This is a genomic window from Paraburkholderia rhynchosiae (genome assembly GCF_002879865.1).
Lineage (GTDB): Bacteria > Pseudomonadota > Gammaproteobacteria > Burkholderiales > Burkholderiaceae > Paraburkholderia > Paraburkholderia rhynchosiae.
This window is the reverse complement of sequence record NZ_PNXY01000001.1, coordinates 354571-379468: the sequence shown is the minus strand read 5'-3', so window position 1 is coordinate 379468 and position 24898 is coordinate 354571. Positions and strand designations below refer to the sequence as shown.

At 63.4% G+C, this 24898-nt stretch carries 22 protein-coding genes; 13 read left to right on the top strand and 9 right to left on the bottom strand.

Annotation, left to right across the window (positions count from 1 at the left end; genetic code table 11):
• Positions 1-257: 257 nt before the first annotated feature.
• Both hmgA and fahA read left to right on the top strand, forming a co-directional pair.
• Complete coding sequence (hmgA, locus tag C0Z16_RS01670; RefSeq protein WP_102630490.1) at positions 258-1604, top strand: homogentisate 1,2-dioxygenase; 1347 nt, start codon at positions 258-260, stop codon at positions 1602-1604.
• Positions 1601-2920, top strand: a complete 1320-nt coding sequence (gene fahA, locus C0Z16_RS01665; protein WP_102630489.1) for a fumarylacetoacetase — start codon at positions 1601-1603, stop codon at positions 2918-2920. The genes hmgA and fahA overlap by 4 nt, the downstream gene beginning before the upstream one ends.
• Positions 2921-2982: 62 nt before the next feature.
• On the opposite strand, the gene C0Z16_RS01660 is transcribed toward fahA, so the two are convergent.
• Positions 2983-4149 (bottom strand): MFS transporter, encoded by a 1167-nt coding sequence (locus C0Z16_RS01660; protein ID WP_102630488.1) that lies wholly within the window; start codon positions 4147-4149, stop codon positions 2983-2985.
• A gap of 220 nt (positions 4150-4369) precedes the next feature.
• Entirely contained in the window at positions 4370-5194 is an 825-nt protein-coding gene (locus C0Z16_RS01655) for a crotonase/enoyl-CoA hydratase family protein (RefSeq protein WP_102630632.1), read from the bottom strand.
• 97 nt (positions 5195-5291) lie between these two features.
• On the opposite strand from C0Z16_RS01655, the gene C0Z16_RS01650 reads away from it, so the two are divergent.
• Positions 5292-5909, top strand: coding sequence for a plasmid fertility inhibition factor family protein (locus tag C0Z16_RS01650; RefSeq protein WP_102630487.1), 618 nt, complete (start codon positions 5292-5294; stop codon positions 5907-5909).
• On the opposite strand, the gene C0Z16_RS01645 is transcribed toward C0Z16_RS01650, so the two are convergent.
• On the bottom strand, positions 5906-6064 hold the full coding sequence (locus C0Z16_RS01645) for a hypothetical protein (protein ID WP_407070645.1): 159 nt from the start codon (positions 6062-6064) through the stop codon (positions 5906-5908). The two genes, C0Z16_RS01650 and C0Z16_RS01645, sit on opposite strands and share 4 nt — an antisense overlap.
• Before the next feature lie 25 nt (positions 6065-6089).
• On the opposite strand from C0Z16_RS01645, the gene C0Z16_RS38025 reads away from it, so the two are divergent.
• Both C0Z16_RS38025 and C0Z16_RS01635 read left to right on the top strand, forming a co-directional pair.
• A complete protein-coding gene (locus tag C0Z16_RS38025; protein ID WP_167403471.1) occupies positions 6090-6281 on the top strand; it encodes a hypothetical protein in 192 nt (63 codons plus the stop codon).
• A 200-nt stretch (positions 6282-6481) separates the two neighbouring features.
• Complete coding sequence (locus tag C0Z16_RS01635) at positions 6482-7705, top strand: pyridoxal-phosphate-dependent aminotransferase family protein (RefSeq protein ID WP_102630485.1); 1224 nt, start codon at positions 6482-6484, stop codon at positions 7703-7705.
• 590 nt (positions 7706-8295) lie between these two features.
• On the opposite strand, the gene C0Z16_RS01630 is transcribed toward C0Z16_RS01635, so the two are convergent.
• Positions 8296-9507: an MFS transporter gene (locus C0Z16_RS01630; protein WP_102630484.1), complete on the bottom strand. Its 1212-nt coding sequence runs from the start codon at positions 9505-9507 to the stop codon at positions 8296-8298.
• A gap of 399 nt (positions 9508-9906) precedes the next feature.
• Here C0Z16_RS01630 and xdhA point away from each other — a divergent pair, with 399 nt between their 5' ends.
• Genes xdhA through xdhC form a run of 3 tightly spaced genes read left to right on the top strand, consistent with a single transcriptional unit; the run spans position 9907 to position 14457 of the window.
• Positions 9907-11448 (top strand): xanthine dehydrogenase small subunit, encoded by a 1542-nt coding sequence (gene xdhA / locus C0Z16_RS01625; RefSeq protein ID WP_102630483.1) that lies wholly within the window; start codon positions 9907-9909, stop codon positions 11446-11448.
• Positions 11449-11485: 37 nt separating this feature from the next.
• The gene (gene xdhB / locus C0Z16_RS01620) at positions 11486-13849 is read left to right on the top strand and encodes a xanthine dehydrogenase molybdopterin binding subunit (RefSeq protein ID WP_102630482.1); all 2364 of its coding nucleotides are present in this window, start codon (positions 11486-11488) and stop codon (positions 13847-13849) included.
• A 17-nt stretch (positions 13850-13866) separates the two neighbouring features.
• Positions 13867-14457 carry a xanthine dehydrogenase accessory protein XdhC gene (gene xdhC, locus C0Z16_RS01615; protein WP_102630631.1) on the top strand — a complete coding sequence of 197 codons (591 nt, stop codon included), beginning with the start codon at positions 13867-13869 and terminating at the stop codon, positions 14455-14457.
• 76 nt (positions 14458-14533) lie between these two features.
• Here the strand turns inward: xdhC and C0Z16_RS01610 are convergent, their stop codons facing one another.
• From C0Z16_RS01610 to C0Z16_RS01600, 3 genes are all read right to left on the bottom strand, one after another.
• Positions 14534-15499, bottom strand: coding sequence for a LysR substrate-binding domain-containing protein (locus tag C0Z16_RS01610; RefSeq protein ID WP_102630481.1), 966 nt, complete (start codon positions 15497-15499; stop codon positions 14534-14536).
• 187 nt (positions 15500-15686) lie between these two features.
• Complete coding sequence (locus C0Z16_RS01605) at positions 15687-16337, bottom strand: 2-hydroxychromene-2-carboxylate isomerase (protein ID WP_102630480.1); 651 nt, start codon at positions 16335-16337, stop codon at positions 15687-15689.
• Positions 16338-16436: 99 nt separating this feature from the next.
• On the bottom strand, positions 16437-17948 hold the full coding sequence (locus C0Z16_RS01600) for a TAXI family TRAP transporter solute-binding subunit (RefSeq protein ID WP_102630479.1): 1512 nt from the start codon (positions 17946-17948) through the stop codon (positions 16437-16439).
• A gap of 595 nt (positions 17949-18543) precedes the next feature.
• On the opposite strand from C0Z16_RS01600, the gene C0Z16_RS01595 reads away from it, so the two are divergent.
• Together C0Z16_RS01595 and C0Z16_RS01590 are read left to right on the top strand one after the other, a co-directional pair.
• Positions 18544-18897 carry a BON domain-containing protein gene (locus C0Z16_RS01595; RefSeq protein WP_102630478.1) on the top strand — a complete coding sequence of 118 codons (354 nt, stop codon included), beginning with the start codon at positions 18544-18546 and terminating at the stop codon, positions 18895-18897.
• Between the two features lie 382 nt (positions 18898-19279).
• Positions 19280-19528 (top strand): hypothetical protein, encoded by a 249-nt coding sequence (locus tag C0Z16_RS01590; protein ID WP_102630477.1) that lies wholly within the window; start codon positions 19280-19282, stop codon positions 19526-19528.
• A gap of 24 nt (positions 19529-19552) precedes the next feature.
• Here C0Z16_RS01590 and C0Z16_RS01585 read toward each other — a convergent pair whose 3' ends face one another.
• Together C0Z16_RS01585 and C0Z16_RS01580 are read right to left on the bottom strand one after the other, a co-directional pair.
• Complete coding sequence (locus C0Z16_RS01585) at positions 19553-20341, bottom strand: sulfite exporter TauE/SafE family protein (protein ID WP_102630476.1); 789 nt, start codon at positions 20339-20341, stop codon at positions 19553-19555.
• Between the two features lie 203 nt (positions 20342-20544).
• Positions 20545-21204 carry a LysE family translocator gene (locus tag C0Z16_RS01580; RefSeq protein WP_102630475.1) on the bottom strand — a complete coding sequence of 220 codons (660 nt, stop codon included), beginning with the start codon at positions 21202-21204 and terminating at the stop codon, positions 20545-20547.
• Between the two features lie 237 nt (positions 21205-21441).
• On the opposite strand from C0Z16_RS01580, the gene C0Z16_RS01575 reads away from it, so the two are divergent.
• From C0Z16_RS01575 to C0Z16_RS01565, 3 genes are all read left to right on the top strand, one after another.
• On the top strand, positions 21442-22335 hold the full coding sequence (locus tag C0Z16_RS01575; protein ID WP_102630474.1) for a LysR substrate-binding domain-containing protein: 894 nt from the start codon (positions 21442-21444) through the stop codon (positions 22333-22335).
• 235 nt (positions 22336-22570) lie between these two features.
• Entirely contained in the window at positions 22571-23557 is a 987-nt protein-coding gene (locus C0Z16_RS01570; protein ID WP_102630473.1) for a hydroxymethylglutaryl-CoA lyase, read from the top strand.
• Complete coding sequence (locus tag C0Z16_RS01565; RefSeq protein WP_102630472.1) at positions 23554-24792, top strand: CaiB/BaiF CoA transferase family protein; 1239 nt, start codon at positions 23554-23556, stop codon at positions 24790-24792. Before C0Z16_RS01570 ends, C0Z16_RS01565 begins: the two co-directional genes overlap by 4 nt.
• Positions 24793-24898 lie beyond the last annotated feature (106 nt).

Below are 24898 nucleotides of genomic sequence, written 5' to 3'. Positions count from 1 at the left end.
GTACCACGCTCACATGAACAAAATGCTCATAACCATATCCGCCGAACACCTGTCGCGCGGGGCCGGCGCGTACCTGAGCCCCAGCTTCCAGGGTATACGTTAATTTCACTTAACGTAATTCGTTTTACTATGCGTAAATTGCAGTGCGAAAGGCGACGGCATTGTTGTGTCCCCGGGTTGACAGCGGCGACGCAGCCGTCCGTAAGAAGCACAAGCCACCTGAGACGAAAAAATCGAGCATCAACGGAGAACCTTGCATGGATACCCCAACACGCAACCCGAATACCGTTAGTTCGCGGCTCGAGATCGAGCCCGGCTATCAGTCGGGCTTCGGCAACGAATTCGCGACGGAGGCGCTGCCGGGCGCACTGCCCGAAGGCCGCAATTCGCCGCAACGCGTGGCCTACGGTCTGTATGCGGAACAATTGTCGGGTACCGCGTTCACTGCGCCGCGCGGTCACAATCGACGCACGTGGCTGTACCGCATTCGTCCGGCGGCCGTGCACAAGCCGTTCACGCCGCTGCCATCGGACCGGCTTGTCGCCAATTTCGCCCAAGTGCCGCCGACGCCGCCGAATCAGTTGCGTTGGGACGCATTGCCGATGCCGGCCGGGTCGACCGATTTCATCGACGGCTGCGTGACGATGGCGGGCAACGGGGCGGCCGAGTCGATGAGCGGCTGCGCGATTCACTTGTACGCGGCGAATCGCTCGATGACGGACCGCTTCTTCTACAGTGCGGACGGCGAATTGCTGATCGTGCCGCAGGAAGGGCGCCTCGATATCGCAACTGAACTCGGCCGGCTCGAAGTGGAACCGTTCGAGATCGCGGTGATTCCGCGCGGTGTGCGCTTCGCGGTGAAGCTGCCGGACGGCGCGGCGCGCGGCTACATCTGCGAAAACTTTGGGGCGTTGCTGCGCTTGCCGGATCTCGGTCCGATCGGCTCGAACGGCCTTGCCAATCCGCGCGACTTCCTCACGCCGCACGCGGCCTACGAAGACCGTGAAGGCGACTTCGAACTGGTCGCGAAGATGAACGGCAACTTGTGGCGCGCGGACATTGGCCATTCGCCGCTCGACGTGGTCGCATGGCACGGCAATTACGCGCCGTACAAGTACGACTTGCGGCGCTTCAACACGATCGGCTCGATCAGCTTCGACCATCCGGACCCGTCGATCTTTCTGGTGCTGCAATCGCAAAGCGACACGCCGGGCGTCGATTCGATCGACTTCGTGATCTTCCCGCCGCGCTGGCTCGCCGCTGAAGATACGTTCCGACCGCCGTGGTTCCATCGCAATGTCGCAAGCGAATTCATGGGGCTGGTGCATGGCGTCTACGATGCGAAGGCCGAGGGCTTCGTGCCGGGCGGGGCAAGTCTGCACAACTGCATGTCGGGCCACGGTCCGGATGCGGACACGTTCGAGAACGCTTCACATAGCGATACATCGAAGCCGAACAAGGTCGCCGACACGATGGCCTTCATGTTCGAAACCCGCACGCTGATCAAGCCGACCCGCTTTGCGCTCGAAACCGCGCAACTCCAGGCGCATTACTACGAGTGCTGGCAAGGTCTCAAAAAACATTTCAATCCGGAGCAACGATGAGCGCATTGACTGATCTACAGGCGACACTCGATCCGTCGCGCAAGAGCTGGGTCGAGTCGGCCAACGAACCGACCCACAATTTCTCGATCCAGAACTTGCCGTTCGGCATTTTCAGCGACGGGCTTAACACGACCCGGCGCGTCGGCGTCGCGATTGGAGACTGGATCGTTGATCTGGCCGCGCTCGAAAGCGCAGGCCTGCTGACGGTGCCTTTGCCGGGAGATGGCAGGAACACAGTGTTTGTGCGCGACGCGTTAAACGACTTTATAGCGCTTGGCCGCGATGTATGGCGCGGCGTACGCGTGCAATTGAGCCGGGTACTGTCGCGCGATAATGCGTCGCTGCGCGACGACGCCGAACTGCGCGGTCGCGTGCTGATCCGCCAGGCTGATGCGACCATGCATCTGCCGTTGCAAATTCCGGGCTACACAGATTTCTATTCGTCGAAAGAGCACGCGACGAATGTCGGTTCCATGTTCCGCGATCCGAAGAATGCGCTGCTGCCGAACTGGTCCGAGATGCCGATCGGTTACAACGGACGCGCGTCGTCGGTGGTGGTGAGCGGTACGCCGGTGCGTCGCCCGAACGGTCAATTGAAGTTGCCGGATCAGGAGCGTCCGGTGTTCGGCGCGTGCCGGAAGCTCGACATCGAACTGGAGACGGGCTTTGTGATCGGCGGCGGCAACGCATTGGGCGAGCCGATTGCATGTGCCGATGCCGAAGCGCATATCTTCGGCATGGTGCTGTTGAACGACTGGAGCGCGCGCGACATTCAGCAATGGGAGTATGTGCCGCTCGGCCCGTTCAATGCAAAGACATTCGCGACCACGATCTCGCCGTGGATCGTGACGCTCGATGCGCTCGAGCCATTCCGCGTCGCTCAACCGGTGCAGGAGCCGCAGCCGCTTGCGTATCTGCGGCACGAGGGCGACCACGCGTTCGACATCGCGCTGGAAGTGACGTTACGTGCCCAGGGCGCGAAGCAGGCCACCACGATTGCGCGCACCAATTTCAGGCACATGTACTGGACGATGGCACAGCAACTCGCGCATCACACGGTGTCGGGCTGCAATACGCGAGTGGGCGATCTGATGGGCTCGGGCACGATCAGCGGTCCGACGGAAGACTCGTACGGCAGCTTGCTCGAACTGACGTGGAACGGCAAAAAGCCGCTGGAGTTGAAGGAGGGCGGCACGCGCAGTTTTATCGAAGACGGCGATGAATTGACGCTGGCGGGATGGTGTCAGGGCGACGGCTATCGCGTCGGTTTTGGCACATGTGTTGGGGAGATTGTGGCGGCGGGGGGTGAGGTATAGACGCCAGCCGCAGCGCGAGGCTCGCCGGCGCGAACTGGTGTGAGCCCGCGTGCATGGCCAACTCAGCCGGCCACGGCCATGCGCTGCGCGCGCCGGTCGATGGACACGGACCACAGCGTGAGCATCAGCGCGCCAATCGACGTCGTGACGCCGACCCACGGCAGTGTGGTCAACGGCGCGCCCGCGCCGATCGCCATGCCGCCGAGCCATGCGCCCGTCGCGTTGCCGAGATTGAACGCGCCCTGGTTCAACGTCGACGCAAGATTCGGCGCATGACTCGCACGGTCGACGATCAGCATTTGCAACGGCGGCACGATCGCAAAGGCCAGAACGCCCCATGCGAAGATCGTGATCATCGCCGGGATTTCGGCATGCATGGTGCCCGAGAAGACCGTCAGAACCACGACGATGGCGAGCAGAAACGCCACCAGCGACGGCATCAAGCGCCAGTCGGCCAGCTTGCCGCCGAGCGTGCTGCCGACTGTCAAGCCGAGACCGAACAGCAACAGCACGAGCGTGACCGCATGCGGCGTGAAGCCGGTGACGTCTTCGAGAATCGGCGTGATGTAGGTAAAGGTGGAGAAAAGGCTCGCCGACGCCAGCACGCTGATGCCGAGCACCATCACCACTTGCGGATTTTTCAGCACGCTGAATTCGCGCACGAGGCTCGCCTTCTGCATCTCGATTCGCGCCGGCAGGCAGACGGCGAGCGCGGCGGCCGCGACAATGCCGATGCCTGTCACAGCCCAGAAGGTGGCGCGCCAACCCACGGCCTGGCCGAGCGCCGTGCCGAGCGGCACGCCCAATACATTGGCGAGCGTGAGGCCGGTGAACATCAGCGCGATTGCCTGCGCGCGCCGGTTCGGCGCGACGAGGCCCGCGGCCACCACCGAACCGATGCCGAAGAACGCGCCATGGCAAAACGCCGTCACGATCCGCGCGGCCATCAACACCGCGTAGCCCGGCGCGATTGCGCACAGCAGATTGCCGACGATGAATACGCCGATCAGGCTCATCAACGCCTTCTTGCGCGGCATGTTCGCAACTGCGATTGCCACGATCGGTGCGCCGATGGTCACGCCGAGCGCATAAGCCGACACCAGCATGCCCGCAGCCGGGATCGACACGGACAGATCGCGTGCGACATCGGGCAGCAGCCCCATGATCACGAATTCGGTGGTGCCGATTCCAAACGCGGCAACGGCAAGGGCAAGCAGGGGCAAAGGCATGGCGGCGGAGTGTCGATCTGCGCGAGGCGAAGCGTCGCGCGGCCGGCGCGCGCTTTCGGGGCGAGAGCGCATGCGTCGGGCAGGGAGCAAAACAGTCAGGGATTCTACCTAAGTCAAAACGATAGTGCTGACGGCCGACGCAGCTGTTGTTTTTCGCTGAAACCCGCAGTGGGCAGTGGTGCTGGAACCGCCTGCCAGCCCCGCATGCGAAGCCGCGCTGTTAACGCGTGCCGTCTCCCGGGCCGAGTGTCTTGCCGTGGCGTCCCGCGCCTTGTGCAAAACGCCCGGCGCCCGCGATGCCTTCATCGAATACCGCCTGATAACCTCCGGCGCCCTCGCGACGGAGCGCCTCCGCGAGATCGTCGAGCATGCTGTTTTCCAGCACGGAGCGGCGGTCGGCCAGCAGCGCGGCCTGTGGGAAAGCGGCGAGTTCGGCGGCCAGTTGCTCCGCCGCGACCCGCGCTTCGCCTTTGGCGACCACGCGGTTTGCGAGGCCAAAGGCGAATGCTTCCTGCGCACTCACCGCACGGCCCGTCAAGATGAGATCGAGTGCGCGCGACATGCCGATCAGCCGCGGCAAGCGGATGGTCCCGCCGTCGATCAACGGAATGCCCACGCGCCGGCAGAACACGCCGAGCACCGCGTCTTCCTCGACGATACGCAGATCGCACATCGCCGCGAGTTCCAGGCCGCCCGCGACCGCGTAGCCCGCAATCGCCGCGATTACGGGCTTCGTGAAGTTCATGCGCGTCGGTCCCATCGGTCCAGGTCCGCTGCCGTCCGCGTGCAATTCGTTGCGGCGGTTTTCGTCGGCGAGCGCGCTCAGGTCCGCGCCCGCGCAGAACGTGCCGCCCGCGCCGAACAGTACACCGGCACACCATGCGGGTTCCGCTTCGAAGCGGCTGAACGCGGCGCTCAACGCACTGGCGACCTCGCGATCAACGGCATTACGACGCTCGGGTCGCTCAAGCACGATCGTTGCTACGCCGTTATCGTGGTTAGCTTCGATGCGCACATATTGATTCAAATTTTGGGTGCTTATCATCGTTGTGTCCTTGAAGGTCAGCGTTCGCCCGTTCATTCGAGCGCTTATGCCGCGCTGATCCAGCGCTCATGCACAGCAGTTAATACCGTGGCTTGACATGCATCTTTCACAATCGACTCGTAGCGTTAGCGCTCTCTTAACGCGCTGGCGAATCTTTGCCAGCTTATCGAGCCTGCCTTTGCCTCTAACCAATTCATCGCCCGCGGCTGCGCCGGCCTGTGCGGAGACGGTCTGGATCGTGCCGCTGCTTCAGCACTCATGGTACGACCATGTGCGCCTGAAGCGCGTCTTCGTTGCCGACGGCACGCGGCATCAGGTCGTGCTGGTCGACGTGCGCAAGCTGCTCATGTGCGCCGATCGCGATAACACCGATTATGTGCTGAAGCCCGTCGCCGAATGGCACGGGGGCAAGGTGCGTGGCATTCGCGAATTCCTCGATCCGGAGAATCCGCGCGTTCCACAGATGCCCTACGTGACGATCTCGACGCGCCGCGCGCCGGGTGTGCTGGGCTGGCTGGGTCTCGAGCGCGAGGGTGTGGTGGCGTTTCGTAACGGCCAGCATCGCGCGCGCTATCTCGCCGATGCCGGCGCGCGCTGGTTTCCCGTCGAAGTGCACGAGCGCGAGGCGGCTTTGCTGCGCGAAATATGCGGTGCGCCGGACGACGCCCGCACGGCGATTCGCCCGGTCTCGCTGAACACCGCTGGCGGGGTTTAGCCGGTTGCGCCCACTGCGTTGCGAGGAGTGCCGGCTCGCCAGGCGGCGACCTTATCGAGCGTGGTCTCAGCGATCTCGTTCATCGCTTCGCGTGTAAAAAACGCCTGATGCGCTGTCACGATGACGTTGGGGAATATCAGGAGACGCGCAAGCACGTCGTCCTGCAACGGCTGATTGGGAATGGTCCTTGAAATGGTCCTTGAAGAAGAGGCCGTCGGCAGCAGCGCCGTGGAGCGTCCGGCCAAGAAGCTCAGGGTCATCGACCGTCTAGTGACCGACAGCCGCACCGTGGCGCCCAATCACACGGCCGGGTTCTCCGAAAACGTCGAGCGTTTCAATGCGGAGACCGGCAAGAACCTTGACAAGACCTAGGTGAAGTGACGCTTTGCCTCCGTTCGACTGAGCGTGTCGCTCATGCGCTTTTGCTGCGCCACTCGGTAAAGCATGGTCAAAAAACTTGCGCAATTGCGCGGATCGGAGAATGATCGGACGACGGCCTCGCCAGTGTCACTGCTGGCGAGGCCGTTGGCTCCTGTGCATTCCATCTTTGCGCTTTCCTTCAAGTACCGATTATGCCGACTTCATCGTTCAACGTTGCGTCCTCCGCTGTGCCCTGTCCGGTTGTCGAATCGCTCGACGCCATTCTTCCCGAAGAGCCGTTACTGATGATGGGCGCCGGCCCCGTGCCGATTCCGGCGGCCGTCGCCAAGGCCAACACGATCGTGATCAATCATCTGGGCGCCACGATGGTCAAGGTGATCGGTCAGGTGAAGACGATGGCGCGCTACGTGTTCCAGACCCATTCCAAATGGGTGCTGGGCGTCGCGGGACCGGGCTCGGCCGCGATGGAGATGGCGATCTCCAATCTGGCTTGGGAAGGCACGCGCGTGCTGAGCATCAAGAACGGTTTTTTCAGCGGACGGATGGCCGAGATGGGCCGCCGCGTCGGCGCGCGGGTGAGCGAGCTCGAAGTGGCGGACCGCTCCGTGGCGAGTCTCGACGAGATCGCCGAGGCGATCCGCCGCGAGCGCCCGGAGATCGTCACGGTCGTGCAAGGCGAGACGTCGAATACGGTCTGGAATTATCAACTGAAGGACATTGCCGCGCTGGCAAAGGCGGCGGGCGCGCTGGTGATCGTCGATGCCGTGTGCACGCTGAGCACAATGCCACTCGCGATGGACGCCTGGGGTATCGACGCTGTGATCACGGGCGGGCAGAAGGGTTTGTCGTCGATTCCGGGTGTCTCGCTGATAGCGTTTTCCGATGCGGCCTGGCAGCGGGTGAAGGGCCGTACCGCGCCGAATGCGCATTGGTGTCTGGATGCGTCGCTCGCGGAGAACTTCTGGCATAACGCGGGGTATCACTACACGGCGCCGGTGTCAGGCGTGCTGGCTTTGCATGAGGCGTTGCGGCTCGTGTGCGCGGAGACGCTGGAGAAGCGTTTTGCGCGGCATCTGAAGTGTTCGGTGGCATTGCAGGAAGGCGTGACGGCGCTCGGTTTGCAATTGTATGCGCCGGTGGCATGCCGGTTGAACTCGGTGGTGGGAATCGAGGTGCCCGCCGGACTCAGTCCTGGCGATGTGTGTGCGCATATTTCGCGGCAGCATCAGGTGGAGATTTCGGGGTCGTTCGGATTACCGATTGTTCGAATCGGGCAGATGGGCGAGCAATGCCGCGAGCACAATCTTTTTCGGACAGTGCATGCGTTGGGGCGGACGATGGTGGATCTGGGGGTTAAAGTGGATTTGCCCGCCGGGGTGGCGGCGTTGGAGAGAGGCTTGTCGGGGGGGAAGTAGGGTTTGGGTTTTGGGGTCTTTGGCCTTTGATTGAATTGGCGGTGGACTATTGGCGTTGCCCCTGTGCGGGGGGGCACTCACTTTCTTTGCGGCCGCAAAGAAAGTGAGCAAAGAAAGCGGCTCACACCGCCAGCTCATAAGTGGGTCCCCTGGCTTGGAGAGCTAGTGGTGCATCTGGAATCGGTGCTCTGGCACATTCGGACCTGGTGACAAGGCAGTGATTCTTCCAGCGGCGTTGCGCGCGCCGGAACGGTAGTTCTGCAAACCATCGGTGAGCTTCGCGCTCAATGGCCATTGAGGCTCCCTCATTTGAATGCCTGCGGCTTCAAAAAAACGTCTCGCCGTTTGGGCGTCTCGCCGAGGTGAAGCCAATGGCTCCACCGCGCCAGAGATAAGCCGGCGGTCTCCAGCAGACCGTTCCGGCGAGCGCGCCGCGCGAGGAAGGAAGTATGACTGCCTTGTCACGAGGGCCGAGTGTGTGAGTGGCGCCCCGCACAGGGGTCGCCCCAATAGACCACCGGACTCGACAAAAGGCCAAAAAGCGCCAAAAAAAATCGAGCAACCAAAACCCGCCAACCAGGCCCCGATCCTCAAAGCGCCGCAGGCAACTTCCCCACCTTCACATCCCGAAGATATAGAAAAGCAGAAAGCCCCACAGCCGCAGCGGCGGCAATCGCCGCAAAAAGAAACACCGACCCATACCCAAACTCGCCAGCAATATACCCAGCTAGCGGCCCGGTAATCCCCAGCGACAAATCCAGAAACACCGAATAAGCCGACAAAGCCGCGCCGCGGCTAGCCGGCGGCACTAGTCCCACCGCCTCGACACCAAGCGCCGGAAACACCAGCGCAAATCCAAAACCGGTCAGCGCCGCACCCGCAAGCGCAATGTGCGGCTCGGGCGCAAGCCACAGCATCAGCAAGCCAACACATTCAAACGAGAACGAAGCAATCGCGACTCGGAACCCACCATACGTCTTGATTGTGTTGGCAAACAGCAGCCGCGCGCCGATGAACAGCGTGCCGAACACCGTCAGCGATAACGCCGCGTTAGGCCAATGCTTCGCCGCATAGAACAACGTGATGAACGTCGCGATCGATCCGAAACCGGCCGAGCCGAGCGCAAGACCAATACCGTGCGGCAGGACGCGCGTGAATACGCTTCGGTACGACATGCGCTCGCCGTGCACGATCGGCACAGGGGCCATCGGCCGGGCGAGATAAAAGCCGAGTGCCGCCAGCAGAATCACCAGAATGCCCAACGCCGCAAAGCCGACCGTGCGCTCGATCGCAACGCCCAGCGGTGCGCCGACGGCCAGCGCGCCATACGTGGCAATGCCGTTCCACGAGATCACCCGCGCGTTGTTGCTCGTGCCCACCCGGCCGATGCCCCACAGAATCGCGCCCGTGCCGCACAGGCTTTCGCCGAATCCGAGCACGAGGCGGCTGCATACCAGCAGCGTAAGGCTGAGCGCGGGCCAGCGTCCGCACAAGACCGCCAGCAACAAGAGAATTCCGCTCGCACCGCAACCGAGCAGACCGATCGACACCGTGCGCTTCGGTCCCAACGTATCCGCCGAGCGTCCAGCCAGCGGCCGTGAGGCCAGCGTCGCCAGGTATTGAACGCTGATCGCCGCGCCCGCGAGCACGGCGCTGTAGCCGAGGTCCTCGTGCACGTAGCCGGGTAGCACCGCCAGCGGAATGCCGATCGTAAGATAGCAAAGAAAGGTGAAAAAGACGACCGGAATGATCTGCAAGGTCGTCGCAAATTCGCTGCGGGGTGTCGCTGAGTCGGTGGACATGGGGAAAACGAGACTTGAAAACGGCGGGAAGCCGTGATTTTCCCATGGAACCGATTCTCTTGCAGGATTCGCTTAATAATTCATCGGACTAAAGCCGGTTCTTCGGTTCATATAGTCGCGAATTCAGGCTTCAAAAACGGCTTGATTGCCACGACGAAATCACCCGGAAGCCACGCAAAGTTGGCTCAATGGCGATAGGCGGACCAAAAACACTGCAAACCAGCCACGCCAACATAAGCCACCAACCTCTCAAACCTGTCTCGATATCGAGTCACCAATATGTCCCGCATGCGGTCCGGGCTATGGGTTCTATTTATTGACGATGATAGTTTTCGAACCATCCCCGCCCCACGTGCCGCCGCACACAGGACCTTCGAGAACATTCGAGAGCAACGAGACATGACTGAGCCGATTCGCTTCTACCACCGCAACGCGATCCGCGAGATCAAGGACGCGCCCGTCACCCGCACGGTCCTGCAGTATCTGCGCGAGGACGCGCATTGCACGGGCACCAAGGAAGGCTGCGCCGAAGGCGATTGCGGCGCCTGCACGGTCGTGATCGGCGAGCGCAATGACGCTGGCGGCGTCGACTTCAAGGCGGTCAACGCCTGCATCCAGTTCATGCCGACGCTCGACGGCCGCGCACTTTTCACCGTCGAAGATCTGCGCCAGCCCGACGGTTCGCTGCATCCGGTGCAGGAGGCGATGGTCGAATGCCACGGCTCGCAGTGCGGTTTCTGCACGCCGGGTTTCGTCATGTCGATGTGGTCGCTCTACGAAAAGCACGGCCACGAACAAGGCTGCGCCGACCGAACGGTGCCCTCGCGCGAAGCGATCAGTAACGCGCTGACGGGCAACCTGTGCCGCTGCACGGGCTACCGTCCGATCGTCGATGCAGCCGTGCGCATGTTCGAAGCGCCCGCGCCGAAAGCGCCGGTGAACATCGCGGCAGTGGCCAGCACGCTGGCCACACTCCAACGCGACGACACGTTTCATTATGAGCACGCCGGTCAGCACTTCGACGCGCCGCGCACCGTCCAGGCGCTCGCACAGATCAAGCAAGCCGAGCCGGCCGCGCGCATTCTCGCGGGCAGCACGGACATCGGCCTGTGGGTCACCAAGCAGATGCGCGAACTCGGCAACGTTGTCTATGTCGGGCAGATCGCCGAATTGCAGAAGCTCGAGAGCAACGACGAGTGGATCGAGATCGGCGCCGGCGTGACCGTCGAAAACGCCTATGCGGAGATCGCGAAGCAGTACCCCGAGCTGACCGAAATGTGGCAACGCTTTGCGTCGCTGCCGATTCGCAAAGCGGGCACGCTCGGCGGCAACGTCGCCAACGGGTCGCCGATCGGCGATTCGATGCCCGGGCTCATCGCGCTCGGCGCGCGCGTGGTTGTGCGGGGCGGCGACATCCAACGCGAAATGCCGCTCGAAGACCTGTACCTCGCCTATCAGAAGAAGGATATGGCGGAGCACGAGTTCGTGGTCGGCGTGAAGGTGCCGACTCGCACGGGCGCGCGCGAGAAGCTGCAATTCCGCACGTACAAGCTGTCGAAGCGTTTCGACTCGGACATCTCCGCCGTCTGCGCCGCCTTCTCGTTTATCGCGGACGGCAAGGTGATCCGCGAACCGCGCATCACGTTCGGCGGAATGGCCGCGACACCGAAGCGCGCGTCGCACGCCGAAGCCGTGCTGCGCGACGCCGAATGGCACGAAGCCACCGCGCACGCGGCGATGCTCGCGCTCGGCAACGACTACGCGCCGCTTTCCGATATGCGCGCGACCAGCAACTATCGCCTGGAAGCCGCGAAGAACACGTTGTACCGCTTCTGGCTCGAAACGCGTCCGAATGATCCGCTGCCGAAAAGCTCGCTCGACGTGCGCGCGGTTGCCGCGGCCTGCGCGCCCGCCGACTTCAACGCCAACGCCAACGCATGAACGCGCGAGACAAACGAAGCACACGGAGAACACAACAATGAATCAGCATGCCGAACCATTCCTGAAAGACGTTCAGGAGTTCGACGACTTCACGCAAGTCCACGTCTCGCGTCCGCATGAATCCGCGCATCTGCACGTGAGCGGGCGCGCCACTTACACCGACGACATTCCGACAGTCGCGGGCACGCTGCACGCCGCGCTGGGTTTGTCGACGAAAGCGCATGCGAAGATCCTGTCGATGTCGCTCGACAAAGTCCGCGCCACACCCGGTGTGGTCGCGATTTTCACGGCGGACGATATTCCAGGCGCCAACGATGTCGCGCCCATCGTCCATGGCGACGATCCGATTCTCGCCGAGGGCATCGTGCAATACGTCGGTCAGCCGGTCTTCATCGTAGTGGCAACGTCGCATGAAATCGCGCGGCTGGCAGCACGCCGCGCCGAGATCGTCTATGAGGAACTGCCCGCGATCCTGACCGCGCAACAGGCGCGCGCCGCCAATCAGCACGTGTTGCCGCCGATGAAACTCGCGCGCGGCGAGGCCGGCACGAAGATCGCGCGCGCCGTGCATCGCGACGCCGGCGAGATGCTGCTCGGCGGCCAGGAGCAGTTCTATCTCGAAGGCCAGATTTCCTATGCGGTGCCGAAGGACGACGACGGCATGCACGTCTACTGTTCGACGCAGCATCCGACCGAAATGCAGCACCTCGTCGCTCACGCGTTGGGCATTGCGTCGCATAACGTGCTGATCGAATGCCGCCGGATGGGCGGTGGTTTCGGCGGCAAGGAATCGCAGTCGGGCCTGTTCGCGTGCTGCGCGGCGCTCGCCGCATGGAAGCTGCTGTGCCCGGTCAAACTGCGCCCGGATCGCGACGACGACATGCTGATCACGGGCAAGCGCCACGATTTTCACTACACGTACGAAGTGGGCTACGACACCAAGGGCGTCATCGAAGGCGTCGCCGTCGGCATGACCTCGCGCTGCGGTTTCTCGGCCGACCTGTCGGGCCCGGTGATGACGCGCGCGCTGTGCCATTTCGATAACGCATACTGGCTTTCCGATGTCACGATCGACGGCTTCTGCGGCAAGACCAACACGCAGTCGAACACCGCGTTTCGGGGCTTCGGCGGTCCGCAAGGCGCGTTTGCGATCGAATACATCATGGACAACGTGGCGCGTTCGATCGGTGAAGATTCGCTCGACGTGCGCCGCCGCAATCTGTACGGCAAGACCGGGCGTAACCAGACGCCGTACGGTCAAGTCGTGGAAGACAACGTGATTCACGAACTGATCGACGAACTCGAAGCGACCAGCGAGTATCGCGCGCGCCGCGCAGCGATCAACGAATTCAATAAGAACAACGAAGTTCTCAAGAAAGGGCTTGCGCTAACACCAGTCAAGTTCGGCATTGCCTTCAACGTCACGCATTTCAATCAGGCCGGTGCGCTCGTGCATATCTATACCGATGGCTCAGTGCTCGTGAATCACGGCGGCACTGAAATGGGCCAGGGCTTGAACACCAAGGTCGCGCAGGTCGTCGCGCATGAACTGGGCGTGGGTTTCAATCGCGTTCGGGTGACCGCCACCGATACGAGCAAGGTCGCGAATACATCGGCAACAGCGGCGTCGACGGGTTCGGATCTGAACGGCAAAGCCGCGCAGGACGCCGCGCGTCAGTTGCGCGAACGTCTTGCTGCGTTCGCCGCCGAGCGCTTCGGCGCGGGACAGGTGCGTGTTTCCGAGGTGCGGTTCGCGCATGATCGCGTGATCGTCGGCGAGGCCATTGTGCCGTTCGAGGAAGTGATCGCGAAGGCGTATCTCGCACGAATCCAGTTGTGGTCGGACGGTTTTTACGCGACGCCGAAGCTCTATTGGGATCAGGCGACGCTGCAAGGACGGCCGTTCTACTACTACTCGTATGGCGCGGCCGTGTCGGAAGTGGTGATCGATACGCTGACCGGCGAAATGCGCGTGCTGCGCGCGGACGCGCTGCATGACGTGGGCGCGTCCTTGAACCCCGCGCTCGACATCGGCCAGGTGGAAGGCGCGTTCATTCAGGGCATGGGTTGGCTCACGACCGAGGAGTTGTGGTGGAACGAAGGCGGTAAGTTGATGACACACGCACCGTCTACCTACAAGATTCCGACCGTCAACGATACGCCGCCGGTTTTCAATGTGCGTCTGTTTAAGAACCGCAATGTGGAGGACAGTATCCATCGTTCCAAAGCAACCGGCGAGCCGCCGTTGCTGTTGCCGTTCTCCGTGTTCTTTGCGATTCGCGATGCGGTGTCGGCAGTAGGCGATCATCAAGTCCATCCGCCGCTGAACGCGCCTGCCACGAGCGAGGAAATCCTCCGCGCGATCGGTGCGGTGCGAGCCGCAACTTCCGCCGCGCGCTAATCACGGAGATGATCGCGATGAACGACTGTTGTTCCATCCAGATCGGCCGACGCGGTAGCCTCGACACGCCGCGTCCCGCGCCGATGCATATCGTGCTGTTCGGCGCGGGGCACGTCGGCCATGCGCTCGTCGAACTGCTCGGCAATTTGCCATGCGTAGTTCAGTGGGTCGACGAGCGCGACGAACTCTTCCCCGACGAAACGCCCGCGAACGTGCAGATCGAAGCCACGGATACGCCCGACGCAATCGTCGATGCGGTGCCCCCCGGCGCTTATTTTCTCGTGATGACGCATAACCACGCACTCGATTTTTCGCTCGCTGAACGCATCATGCGGCGCCGCGATTTCACTTACTTCGGCATGATCGGTTCGAAGACGAAGCGCGTGAAGTTCGAGCGTCGTTTGCTCGAGCGTGGCGTCGAACTTGAACGGTTGCAGCAGATGACATGTCCGATCGGCGTGGCAGGCATTGTCGACAAAGCGCCGGCGATGATCGCGGTTGCGGTATGTGCCGAGTTGCTGCAGGTTCGCGGGCGGCAAGCTGCGGCATGCGCCGCGATGCAGACCGAAACACATGCGGCCTCTCAACGCATAGCGACAAACGTCTAAGAGGCCTTAACCGCCTCCTCAGCGCTATGGGCGCTTTGGACGCCTTGAGCGTCGCGGCGGCAACTATCTGCATCCCTCATCCCGCCGCTTTGAGCGCCCCCTTCGCGCGCCGCACCTTCTGCGCGACCAATCCGTCCGACACCTGGGACATCAACGCACGCAGCCAGCCAAGATCGCTCGGGCGATCCGGCTGCGGATGCCACATCTGGTAGCACTTGATCCGCGGAAATGGAATCGGCGCCTCGACGACTGCGAGCGGCAGGATGCTCGCGTAGTGTGTCGCGAAACGGCGCGTCGTCGTGAAGATCAGATCCGATTGAAGCAGCGTCTGCGGCACGAGCCCAAAGTAGGGCAGCGTCGCGACAATGCGCCGTTCCGCCTGTGCGCGCGCGAAGCCGATATCGATAGCGCCGCCACGCGCGCCGCTATAGGGAGTCGGCGCGAGATGCGGTGCGGCGAGATACGCCTCGCGAGTGAGCGGCGCGCGCGTCAACGGATGATCGGCGCGCATCAGACACACGACCGTATCCGAGAACAGATCGCTGCGCTCAAACCGCGGATCGGGCTTCGGCCAGTTGCCGATCACGAGGTCGAGCTCGCCGGCGTCGAGCGCGGCGGAATGATCGAGCATCGGGCTGAGCGAATCGATCTCGAGCCGCGCATGCGGCGCCGCCTCGCGAAACTGCGCGATCACGGTCGGCATGAAGAAGTCGTTCAGATAATCCGGCGCGGCCACGCGAAAGGTGCGGCGCGAACGGCCGGGATCGAAGTCACCGTGCGGTGTGGCCACGAAATCGACCTCACGCAGCACGCGTTGCGCGGGGGCCAGCAGCGATTCGCCATATTCGGTTGGCACCATGCCCGCTTTGCCGCGTACGAGGATCGGGTCGTTCAGCGTCTCGCGCAGTTTGCGCAGTGCGGTGCTGATCGCGGGCTGCGTCTGATTCAGACGCAGCGCGGCTTGCGTGACGCTGCGCTCGACCAGCAGCGTGCGCAGCACGCGCACGAGCCAGATATCGAGGGAGGCGGCGGTGTCGTCCATGGTAAAGAGGCCAGGCGAAGTCGAGCGAGCGTCGTATGGAGCCGCCTGAAAGACAGCCCCGCGCGAGAGGCGATCTGCACGCGGACTATGCACGACGCAAAGGTTACAACCTTAGGCCCGTTTGCACTTCGGCGGCCATAGCGGGCGCGGTATGGCCGGCATCAGCAGCGCTTTGTCGACGCCGCGATTAACCGTCAGCTATCCCCAGACCCGACGGCAGCGCACTGATCCGCTTCACTTCGCTCGATTCCAGCCAGTTCGGCGTGCGTGCGCAGTACAGCACCATCGGCAATGCGTCTTCGCCCCAGAACAACTGGTCGTTCAGACGGAAGGTCGGCACGCCGTAGACGCCGAGGGCGATTGCATCGGCGGTATTGCGCTGCAATTGGGCCTTCACTTCCTCGCTCTTGATGAGCTCCGGGCCGTCAGGCATACCCACGCGTTTGCACAGTTCGGCGAATGCATCGTCACCCGATGGATCGCGGCCTTCGCGCCAGATGAAGCGGAAGATCTCACGCACGCAGACCACATCTGCCTGAGCGGCGGTGGCGAGCAGTAGCGGCTTCATCGAATCGAAAGGATGAGCCGGCGGCATCTTGTACGGTATGCCGAGTTGTTCCGCGCGAAAGAGCGCGTGCCGGTACATGAAAGTGCGCTTGGCAGGCACGTTATAGGCCGGCAGTTGCCGCCAGTGACGGTACAGGTCGTTCAGCACGACCGGCGTAAAGACGAAGTCGAAGCCCGGCCATTTGTCGTGTTGCTCGAGCAGCAGATAGGTAAACGGCGAGACGAAATCGTAAAACCACAACGGCTGCGCGTCGTTGATGCCAACGGTCATATATGTCTCCCGAATTGCCTGTCCGACCGATCGACTGAGGCGTCTGCTATATCGACGGAATTGTAATGATCTTACGCGGAGCCGCCGCGGCTTGCATCGTCAATCTGGTTTGCGACGCTCGTCGGCGCGCGTTTCGCCGATCTCCGCCGCTTCGTTCGGCGCGGACGGCGTGGCGTCGACGTCGGCGGCTTCGGGGCCTTGAGCTGCGTCGACGTCCGCGTCTTTATTCACGTCTTCATCCACGTCTTCGTCGGACATCTCGCGTTGTGCATTGCGGCTTTGCGTGAGCCGGGCCCGCACGAAGCCGATGTGCTCGCGCAGCACGTAGAACTGATCGGCATAGGCGAGCGGCATCTTCAGACCATTCACCGAATCCTCGATCGCGTCGAGCCGTTGAAGCAACACAGCGCGCTCTGCCGCCGAGTGATCGCTGAGCGCGCTGCGCTCGATCGCGATCAGCGCGCCATACCAGCGGTAGATGCGCGACTTTACGCGCCATGCATAGAGCGACGGCACGAGGCGCAAGGCTGGAATCAGCAGCACGACGAGCGGCACGACGACCACCAGCAACCGGTCCGCAAGGCTCGCGAGCCAGAACGGCAACAGGCGGTACAGGAAGCTCTTGCCCGACTTGTAGTAGCGCGCGGCGTCGTCGCTGATCGGGAAGTCGTGCGCAAGCGGCGCGGGGAATTCGCCGGCGCGCTGCATGATGTTCGCCTTGCCGTGCACTTCGCGCGCGGCTTCGATCAGCAGGTCCGACAACGCGGGATGCAGCGAGTCGCGCGCTACCAGTTCGGCGGTTGGCGCGACCATGTGGATCGGCGCGGACGGCAGGTTCTTGCCGAGATCGAACGCACCCATCGGCAATTCGAGCTGCGTCAGGTAGGGAAAGCGGCGGGTGTATGCGTCGGCCTGCGAGAAATCATAGAGCTGCACGTTCGGCGTGCGGTAAAGCTTGCCCATGACGGCGGGCTGCGCGGAGTCGCCGGCGAGAAACGCCGCGTCCACCTTGCCGGAGATGAGCGCTTGCGCGGCGTCGTCGCCGGAAAGCGGCAGCAGTTTCGTCGCACCGCCCGGCTCGATGCCGTTGGCCCTGAGCAGCGCGAGCGCCAGTTGGCGCGTGCCGCTGCCTTCGGCGCCGACCGCGAGCCGCTGACCCTTGAATTCGGAGAGCCGCGTGACCGTCGGCCCGTGATAGAAGATCGCGAGCGGCACGTAGGACACGCTGCCGAGCGACATCAGCCCTTCGCTTGCCGCGCCGGGCGCGACGCCGTCCTGCACGAAGCCGACATCGACGTTCGAGTTCGCGTCCGACAGCCGCTTGAGGTTTTGCAGGGAGCCTTCCGATGGCATCACGTTCAACGTGATTCGATTGCGCGCCAGAATCTCCTTGTACTTCTGCGCCGCGCTCCAGAAGGTGCTGCCCTCGGGACCGGCGCTGATGGTGAGTGTGCTGGGCGGCGCGGGCTGAATCAGACGCACGGCGACCCAGATCGCGGCGACGGCCATCAGCAGGATCGGCCCGAACGAGACCGCCAGGTCGCGCCACGAGATCGCGACAAAACGGGCGACTAGGCGGGGAGGGCGTTTGCGGCCGGTGGCTGGCTTCATCGGATGACGGGACGGCTACGGTCGAAAGTGAACTGGATGGCGGCGCTGCGTGTGGCGCCGATGGTACCTGAGATTGCCGCGGCGGCGGAATGCGCGGCCGTGGCCCGCGCCGAGAAACCCGTAACAAAACGTGACGAGCGGGTGACGGGCGAACGAGGAACGAGTGGCGAGCTGCGAGCGGACGACCGGCATCCGAAGCGCGCATGAAGAGCATATCAATGCACGCAGAACGCGTCGGCCAACCCGCGCGCTCGCATCCCGCACGAGTAAACCCTTTGCGCTTCTCGCGCGGCTAGATTAAATTGTGCATCGCTGCCGCGAACACACGTTTCTGGCGGCGCGACCCGGCACGACAGACAAGAACCGGGCGCGTCGGCGGACTTCGCGGCTTGCCGGTTTCCGTACCACATTGCATGCGCGTCATCGCATGCGGCACATGGCAGCCGGCTTCTCTTCGCCTCTCGCATCTCGTGTCGCAGCCCTAGCCGGCCATTGCTTCGCCGCGCGCTTTGTCGCGCCGGGAGCATGGCCGCCGGTAGTCGTAACGAAGCCGCTTATACAAGCGGTCCAATATGAAGCTAAGGAGAGAAGAACCATGAAATCGGTCGGTTTTCTGAAGACGCTGGGCTCGGTGGTGGCAATGGTGGTGGCATGCAATGTCTACGCGCAGGCAAGCGATGCAACGACGACGGGCACGACAGCCGCGCCCGCCGCCAGCGCCAAGGCGAGCAAGAAGGCCAATAGCCAGCTCGGGCGCAAGGTGCGCAGCGCGATCTCCAAGACGCAGGGCGTCGACGTGTCGAACATCTCCGTGCGTGCCCGCGGCGGCGCTGTGACGCTGACGGGTTCGGTGCCCGATCAAGGCCAGATCGACGCAGCCGGCGAGGCAGCGAAAGGCGTCCCCGGCGTGACGTCGGTGTCGAACAAGCTGAACGTAATGCAGCAGTAGGCGCGGCTATCGGCGCATCGAGGGGCGCATCGAGGAGTGCATCGATAAGCGGCACAAGATGCGCGCTATGGCGGCGCGCTGAAAGCGTGCACGAGAGGCGTAGCAATCAGCGCGCCTCACACTGTGTGGCTTGAGCTCATGCGGCGTCGTGAGGTGCCGCATGGGCATGTCCCGACGCAATGCGCCAACTCGATGCATTCGAGCAAAAAGCTCCGGCGGAAAACGCCGGAGCTTTTTTATTTCCTGCCGCGCTCATTGAAGCGGTGATGATGGTTTATCAGATGCCGCACGGCACCCCTGGTGCCTTCGCCAATGTGTCCGATGACACATTACTGGCGCCGCGCGGAGCGTACTGTGTGCATGAGGAACCGGAGTCAACGCCATGCAAACCACGCTCCTGCGCTATACCGACCTGCCCATCAACGACCGGGCCGCCTTCGAACTCGTGTGCGCGCGGCACGGCTTCGCGCCCGCGCATTTCGACCTGAGCATTTGCGCCGACCCGGCCGATGCCGCGCACGAGCGCGTCATCACGGTGCGGCGCGGCGGCTGGGCGCAATCGTATTACGACCACCACGGCCGGTGGGTCAAAGAGTTCGAGGCCGATCTGACCTGCCGCTTTTTCAGATGACCGCGACCGACGCGCTCCGCGGCATCAGGCGAGCACGAGGCGCACGCCGACTAGCGTAAGTGTCGCAGCAAGCAGATTGCGCAACAGCGCGTCCGGCGCGCGCGCGGACAGCATGCTGCCGACCGCGATGCCCGGCAGGGAGCCCACCAGCAGCGACAGCAGCATCGACCAGTCGACCGAGCCGAGCAGCCAATGGCCCGCGCCCGCCAGCAGCGTGAGGGGCACCGCATGCGCGATGTCTGAGCCGACGATGCGCATGGTCGGCAGCAGCGGATAAAGCAGCAGCAACACGGTCACGCCGATGGCCCCCGCGCCCACTGAAGTCAGCGACACCAGTACGCCGAGCACCGCGCCGGTCAGCATGGTGAGCGCGAGCGTGCGTCCCTGGCTCGGCGTGCGCTGACGGTGCGCGGCGAACGCCGCGAGTTGCGGGCGGAAGACGAGCGCCACCGCGGTTATCAGCAGCGCGGCGCCTAGCACGATCTGGATCAGCCGGCTCGCGCCCGGCGTGTCCATGCCGTAGCGGTGCAACAGCAGCAGCGTGACGGTCGCGGCCGGCACGCTGCCGGCGGCGAGCCGCAGCGTGATCTGCCAGTCGACGGAGCCTTTCAGGCCGTGGACCAGCGTGCCCGTCGCCTTGGTGGCGGCCGCGTACAGAAGGTCGGTGCCGACCGCCGTCGCCGGATGCACATTGAATAGCAGGACCAGAATCGGCGTCATCAGAGAGCCGCCGCCGACACCCGTCAGTCCGACCAGAAAGCCGACAAAGAGACCGGAGACGGAGTACAGCAGATTGATATGGGGAAGAGCCATTGAGAAGACCGCTGGCGGTCGGTGGATTGACAGTTAGGACGCGGGCGGCGCGCGCGTGCCTCGACCGCCGATGCGGATCGGCAAAAAGTGGTCAAAGGCAGCGCCCGGCGCAGCGAAAGCCGCTATTGTCGCAAAACTGACGCGCGAACGTACGGAATGCAGGGAAAGGTGAACGCCGCGGCCGTTCGCGCGCGGCTACGCGCTCAAAGCGCGCGGCGAATCTCGACGATGCCGAACGCCGCCAGCATGATGCCGACGAGCCGGTCGATCGCAAGCCGCAGCTTGCTGCCGATCGCATGCCGCGCGAGCGACACCACTGTCACGAGGAAGCACCACCATGCGATCGAGCCGCAAAACACGCCGCCCACCGTCGTCAACGCAATCGCCGACGAGAACGCGCCGCGCGGCGCAAGCGTCGTGAACAGCGCCGCGAACATGATGACCGTTTGCGGATTGGTCAGCGTAAGCAGCAAGGAGCTCGCATAGGCGCGCAGCGCGCCCGCGCGGCCCACTTGCGCGAGCTTGCCGTTGCCACCGCCATTGCCGTTCTGCTCGCCGTTGGCCGTATCGGCGGGGGGCTTTTGCAGCAGCGTACGTACCCCTAGATAAAGCAGAAACAACCCGGCGAGCAGATGCAACGGCCGGTCATACGCAAGCATGAACTGGGAAATGCCGACGAGGCCGAGCGCCGCGATCAAACCATAGAACGCATCGCCGCTCGCAATGCCCAGGCCGATAGCGAGGCCCGCGCGCGGACCGCCCGTCAGCGTGCGGCGAATGCACAGCATGCCCATTGGGCCGACCGGCGCGGCAATCGCAAGGCCGACGCCGGCAGATGTGAAAAAGAGGCTGGTCATGGACATGGCGATTCCCGATGGCTGTTGTTCTGATGGCCCGCAATTTTAAGCCGCACGAGCCGGTGCATTGAAATGCGGTATTGCGAAGCGCTCGCAGCAACATCGGCCAGCATAGCCAGAGCGCATGCAGCGAGCAAGCTCGCAATGCCGTAGGCCAATCGACCGTGGATACCCTGGGATGAACTCGGCCGCCGCTTTCCTCGGGCATAATTTTCCTCACTCAAACTCTGGGAGCCGTCCCGCATGTGGCAGATCGATCAGGTGACGTTGCGCTTGTTCATTGCCGTTTGCGAGGAAGGCACGATCGCGCGCGCCGCTGAACGCGAGTTCATCGCGCCGTCGGCAGTGAGCAAGCGGCTCGCCGATCTCGAAGCGCTGGTCGATGTCGCGCTGTTGTCGCGCAGCCAGCGTGGCGTGCGCGCCACTGCCGCAGGGGAGGCGCTGTTGCGGCATGCACGGCTCATCATGCGCGGCCATGAACGCATGCAGGCCGAACTCAGCCAATATGCGGCCGGCGCGCGCGGCCATGTACGGGTGCTGGCGAACGTGTCGTCGATGGTCGAGTTTCTCCCCGAGGCGTTGTCCGAGTTTCTGAAGGCGAATCCGCAGATTCGCGTGGATGTGGAAGAACGCGTGAGCGCGGAGATCGTGCGCGGCCTCGAAGAAGGTGTCGCCGATCTCGGCATCTGTCGCGATGTGGTGCCCATGGGCAGCCTCGACGCGTTGCCGTATCGCGCCGATCATCTCGCGCTGATCGTGCCGCGCGACCATCCGCTTGCCGGCGAGGACGGTATCAGCTTCGAGCAGACGCTCGCGTTCGACCACCTCGGGCTCTCGTCGAATGCGTCGGTCAATGCGCTGATGCAGCGTATTGCGGCCGAGAAGGGGCGCGAGCTGAACTATCGCACTTACGTATCGACCTTCGACGCGGCCTATCGCTTCATTCAGGCGGGCCTCGCCGTGGCAATTCTGCCAGGCGAGGCGCTGCCCCGTCATGCCGCCGACGAATACGACATCGTCGCGGTGCCGTTGCGCGAAGCGTGGGCCGAGCGGCGTTTCGTGATCTGCGTGCGCGATCGCAACGCGCTGACGCTTGCTGCGTCGCATCTGTTGGAGCATTTGCTGCGCACGGTTTGAGGCGACAGGCGAGCCGCATGCGTGCGCCCGTCGTCACTTCTCTCTTCTGAAAAGCCCTTAAGGGTTTCCCCTTTACGACGGCGCGTGCCCGTCCCGCTTGATTTGCCCGCCATCGTCAACGGCGATGGACTGCGTCGCCAACGCAGACTTTGCGGTGCGCTCTCCCGCAGGCACGCTGTGGTTCATTGCTTGATTGCTCGCATTTCCCCACGATTCAAAACCGGAATTCGAAACCATGAATGAAACCAGGGAGCGCGTCGTCGTGACCGAAGTCGGCATGCGCGACGGTCTGCAAAGCATCGCGCGAACGATGCCCACCGAATTCAAACGCCGCTGGATCGATGCCGCGTATGCGGCCGGCGTCCGGCATATGGAAGTGGCGTCGTTCGTGCCGGCCAAGCTGCTGCCGCAAATGGCCGACGCCGACGAAGTCATCGCTCACGCGCTCGGCTACGGCGACCTGATCGTGACCGCGCTCGTGCCGAACCTGAAGGGCGCGCAACGTGCGCTCGAAGCGGGCGTGCATCGGATCGTCGCGCCGATCTCGGTGAGCACCGCGCACAGTCTCGCGAACGTGCGCAAGACGCCGGCTGAAATGATCGACGCGTTTGCGGCGATGCGCGAGGCGATCGACAGCGCCTCGGGCGTCCGCACGCGGCGCGTCGAATTGATCGCCGGTTTGTCGACCGTATTCGGCTGCACGTTGCAGGGCGCGGTGCCTTATGCGGACATCGCTGCGATCGCGCGTGACGCTGTGCATGCGGGCGCCGATGTGATCGCGCTCGGCGACACGACTGGCGAAGCGACGCCACGTCAGGTCGGCGAGATCATCGAGCTGGTGCGCGAGGTGGCGGGCGACAAGCTGCGCTCGCTGCATCTGCACGACACGCGCGGCCTCGCTCTCGCGAATACGCTGGTCGGCCTGCAACACGGCATCCGCGAATTCGACGCGTCGCTCGCAGGACTCGGCGGTTGCCCGCATGCACCTGGCGCGACCGGCAACGTCAACACCGAAGACCTCGTGTTCATGCTCGACAGCATGGGCTACGAGACAGGCATCGACGTAACCCGTCTGATCGAGTCGCGCGCCGTGCTCGCCGAGGCCTTGCCGGGCGAACCGCTATACGGCTATCTGGCGCGCGCCGGTTTGCCGAAGCAGTTCGCCGCTGCCTCTCAACAAATCGAATCTTCTCAATCTTCCGCCTTGCAGGTACTGCAATGAACGCTTATTCCTCTACCTCGGATCCCGCTGGTTCAGTACCGCAGCAGGGTGCGTTGCCGCTCGCGGGCATTCGCGTGATCGAGTTGTCGCATATGGTGATGGGGCCGACCTGCGGGATGATTCTCGGCGACCTCGGCGCAGAGGTCATCAAGGTCGAGCCGCCGCGCGGCGACGGCACGCGTCGTTTGCTCGGCACGGGCGCAGGCTTTTTTCGCACCTTCAATCGCAACAAGAAGAGCGTGGCGCTCGACCTCGATAGCGAAGCGGGGTTGGCCGCTCTGCACAAGCTCGTCGATACCGCCGACGTGTTTGTCGAAAACTTCAAGCCGGGCCGCATGGCGAGCCTTGGTCTCGATTACGCGTCGCTGCGCGAGCGAAATCCGAAGCTCATCTACGTCTCGCATAAAGGCTTTCTGAGCGGCCCCTACGAACATCGCCTCGCACTCGATGAAGTCGTGCAGATGATGGCTGGTCTCGCCTATATGACGGGACCGGTGGGCCGCCCGCTGCGCGCGGGCAGTTCGGTCAACGACATCATGGGCGGCATGTTCGGTGCGATCGGCGTGCTCGCCGCGTTGCACGAACGGCACGCAAGCGGGTGCGGCAAGGAAGTGCAGAGCGCGCTATTCGAGAACTGCGTGCTGCTGTCCGCGCAGCACATGCAGCAGTACGCCGCGACCGGCGTGGCCCCCGCACCGATGCCCGAGCGCATCAGCGCATGGGCCGTCTATGACGTGTTCACGCTGGCCAACGACGAACAGATGTTCATCGCCGCAACGGGCGATGGTCAATGGCGCGCGTTGTGCGGGATTCTCGGCCGCTCCGATCTGCTCGCCGACCCGCGCCTCGCGACCAACAACGACCGCGTGCTCGCGCGCGAATGGCTGTTGAAGACGCTCGGCGAAACCTTGAGCGGTTTCGAAGGCGCGGCGCTCGTGCCGCTGTTCGAACGCGACCACATTCCGTTTGCGTCGATCGTGAAACCCGAAGAGCTATTCGACGATCCGCATCTGAACCAAAGCGGTGGGCTTGCGCGCCTCACGCTCGACGACGGCAGCCAAACCGCCATGCCCCTGCTGCCCATTTCGATCGACGGCGCCCGTTTGCAGCCGCGTCAGCCCATTGCGAAGATCGGCGAGCATACCGCCCAGGTGTTGCGCGAGCTCGGTTATGACGACGCGCAGATTGCGTCGCTGGACAGCGGGTCCACACAGGCGCCGCGCGAGGCCGCGTGACATCGCGTTATTTTGCGTGACGCGTCAATCCTATTCACCGGATCGTCAGCATGACGAAGCGTCGCGACGTAGAAAATCGCGGCGCTTCGATGCATGGCATGTACTC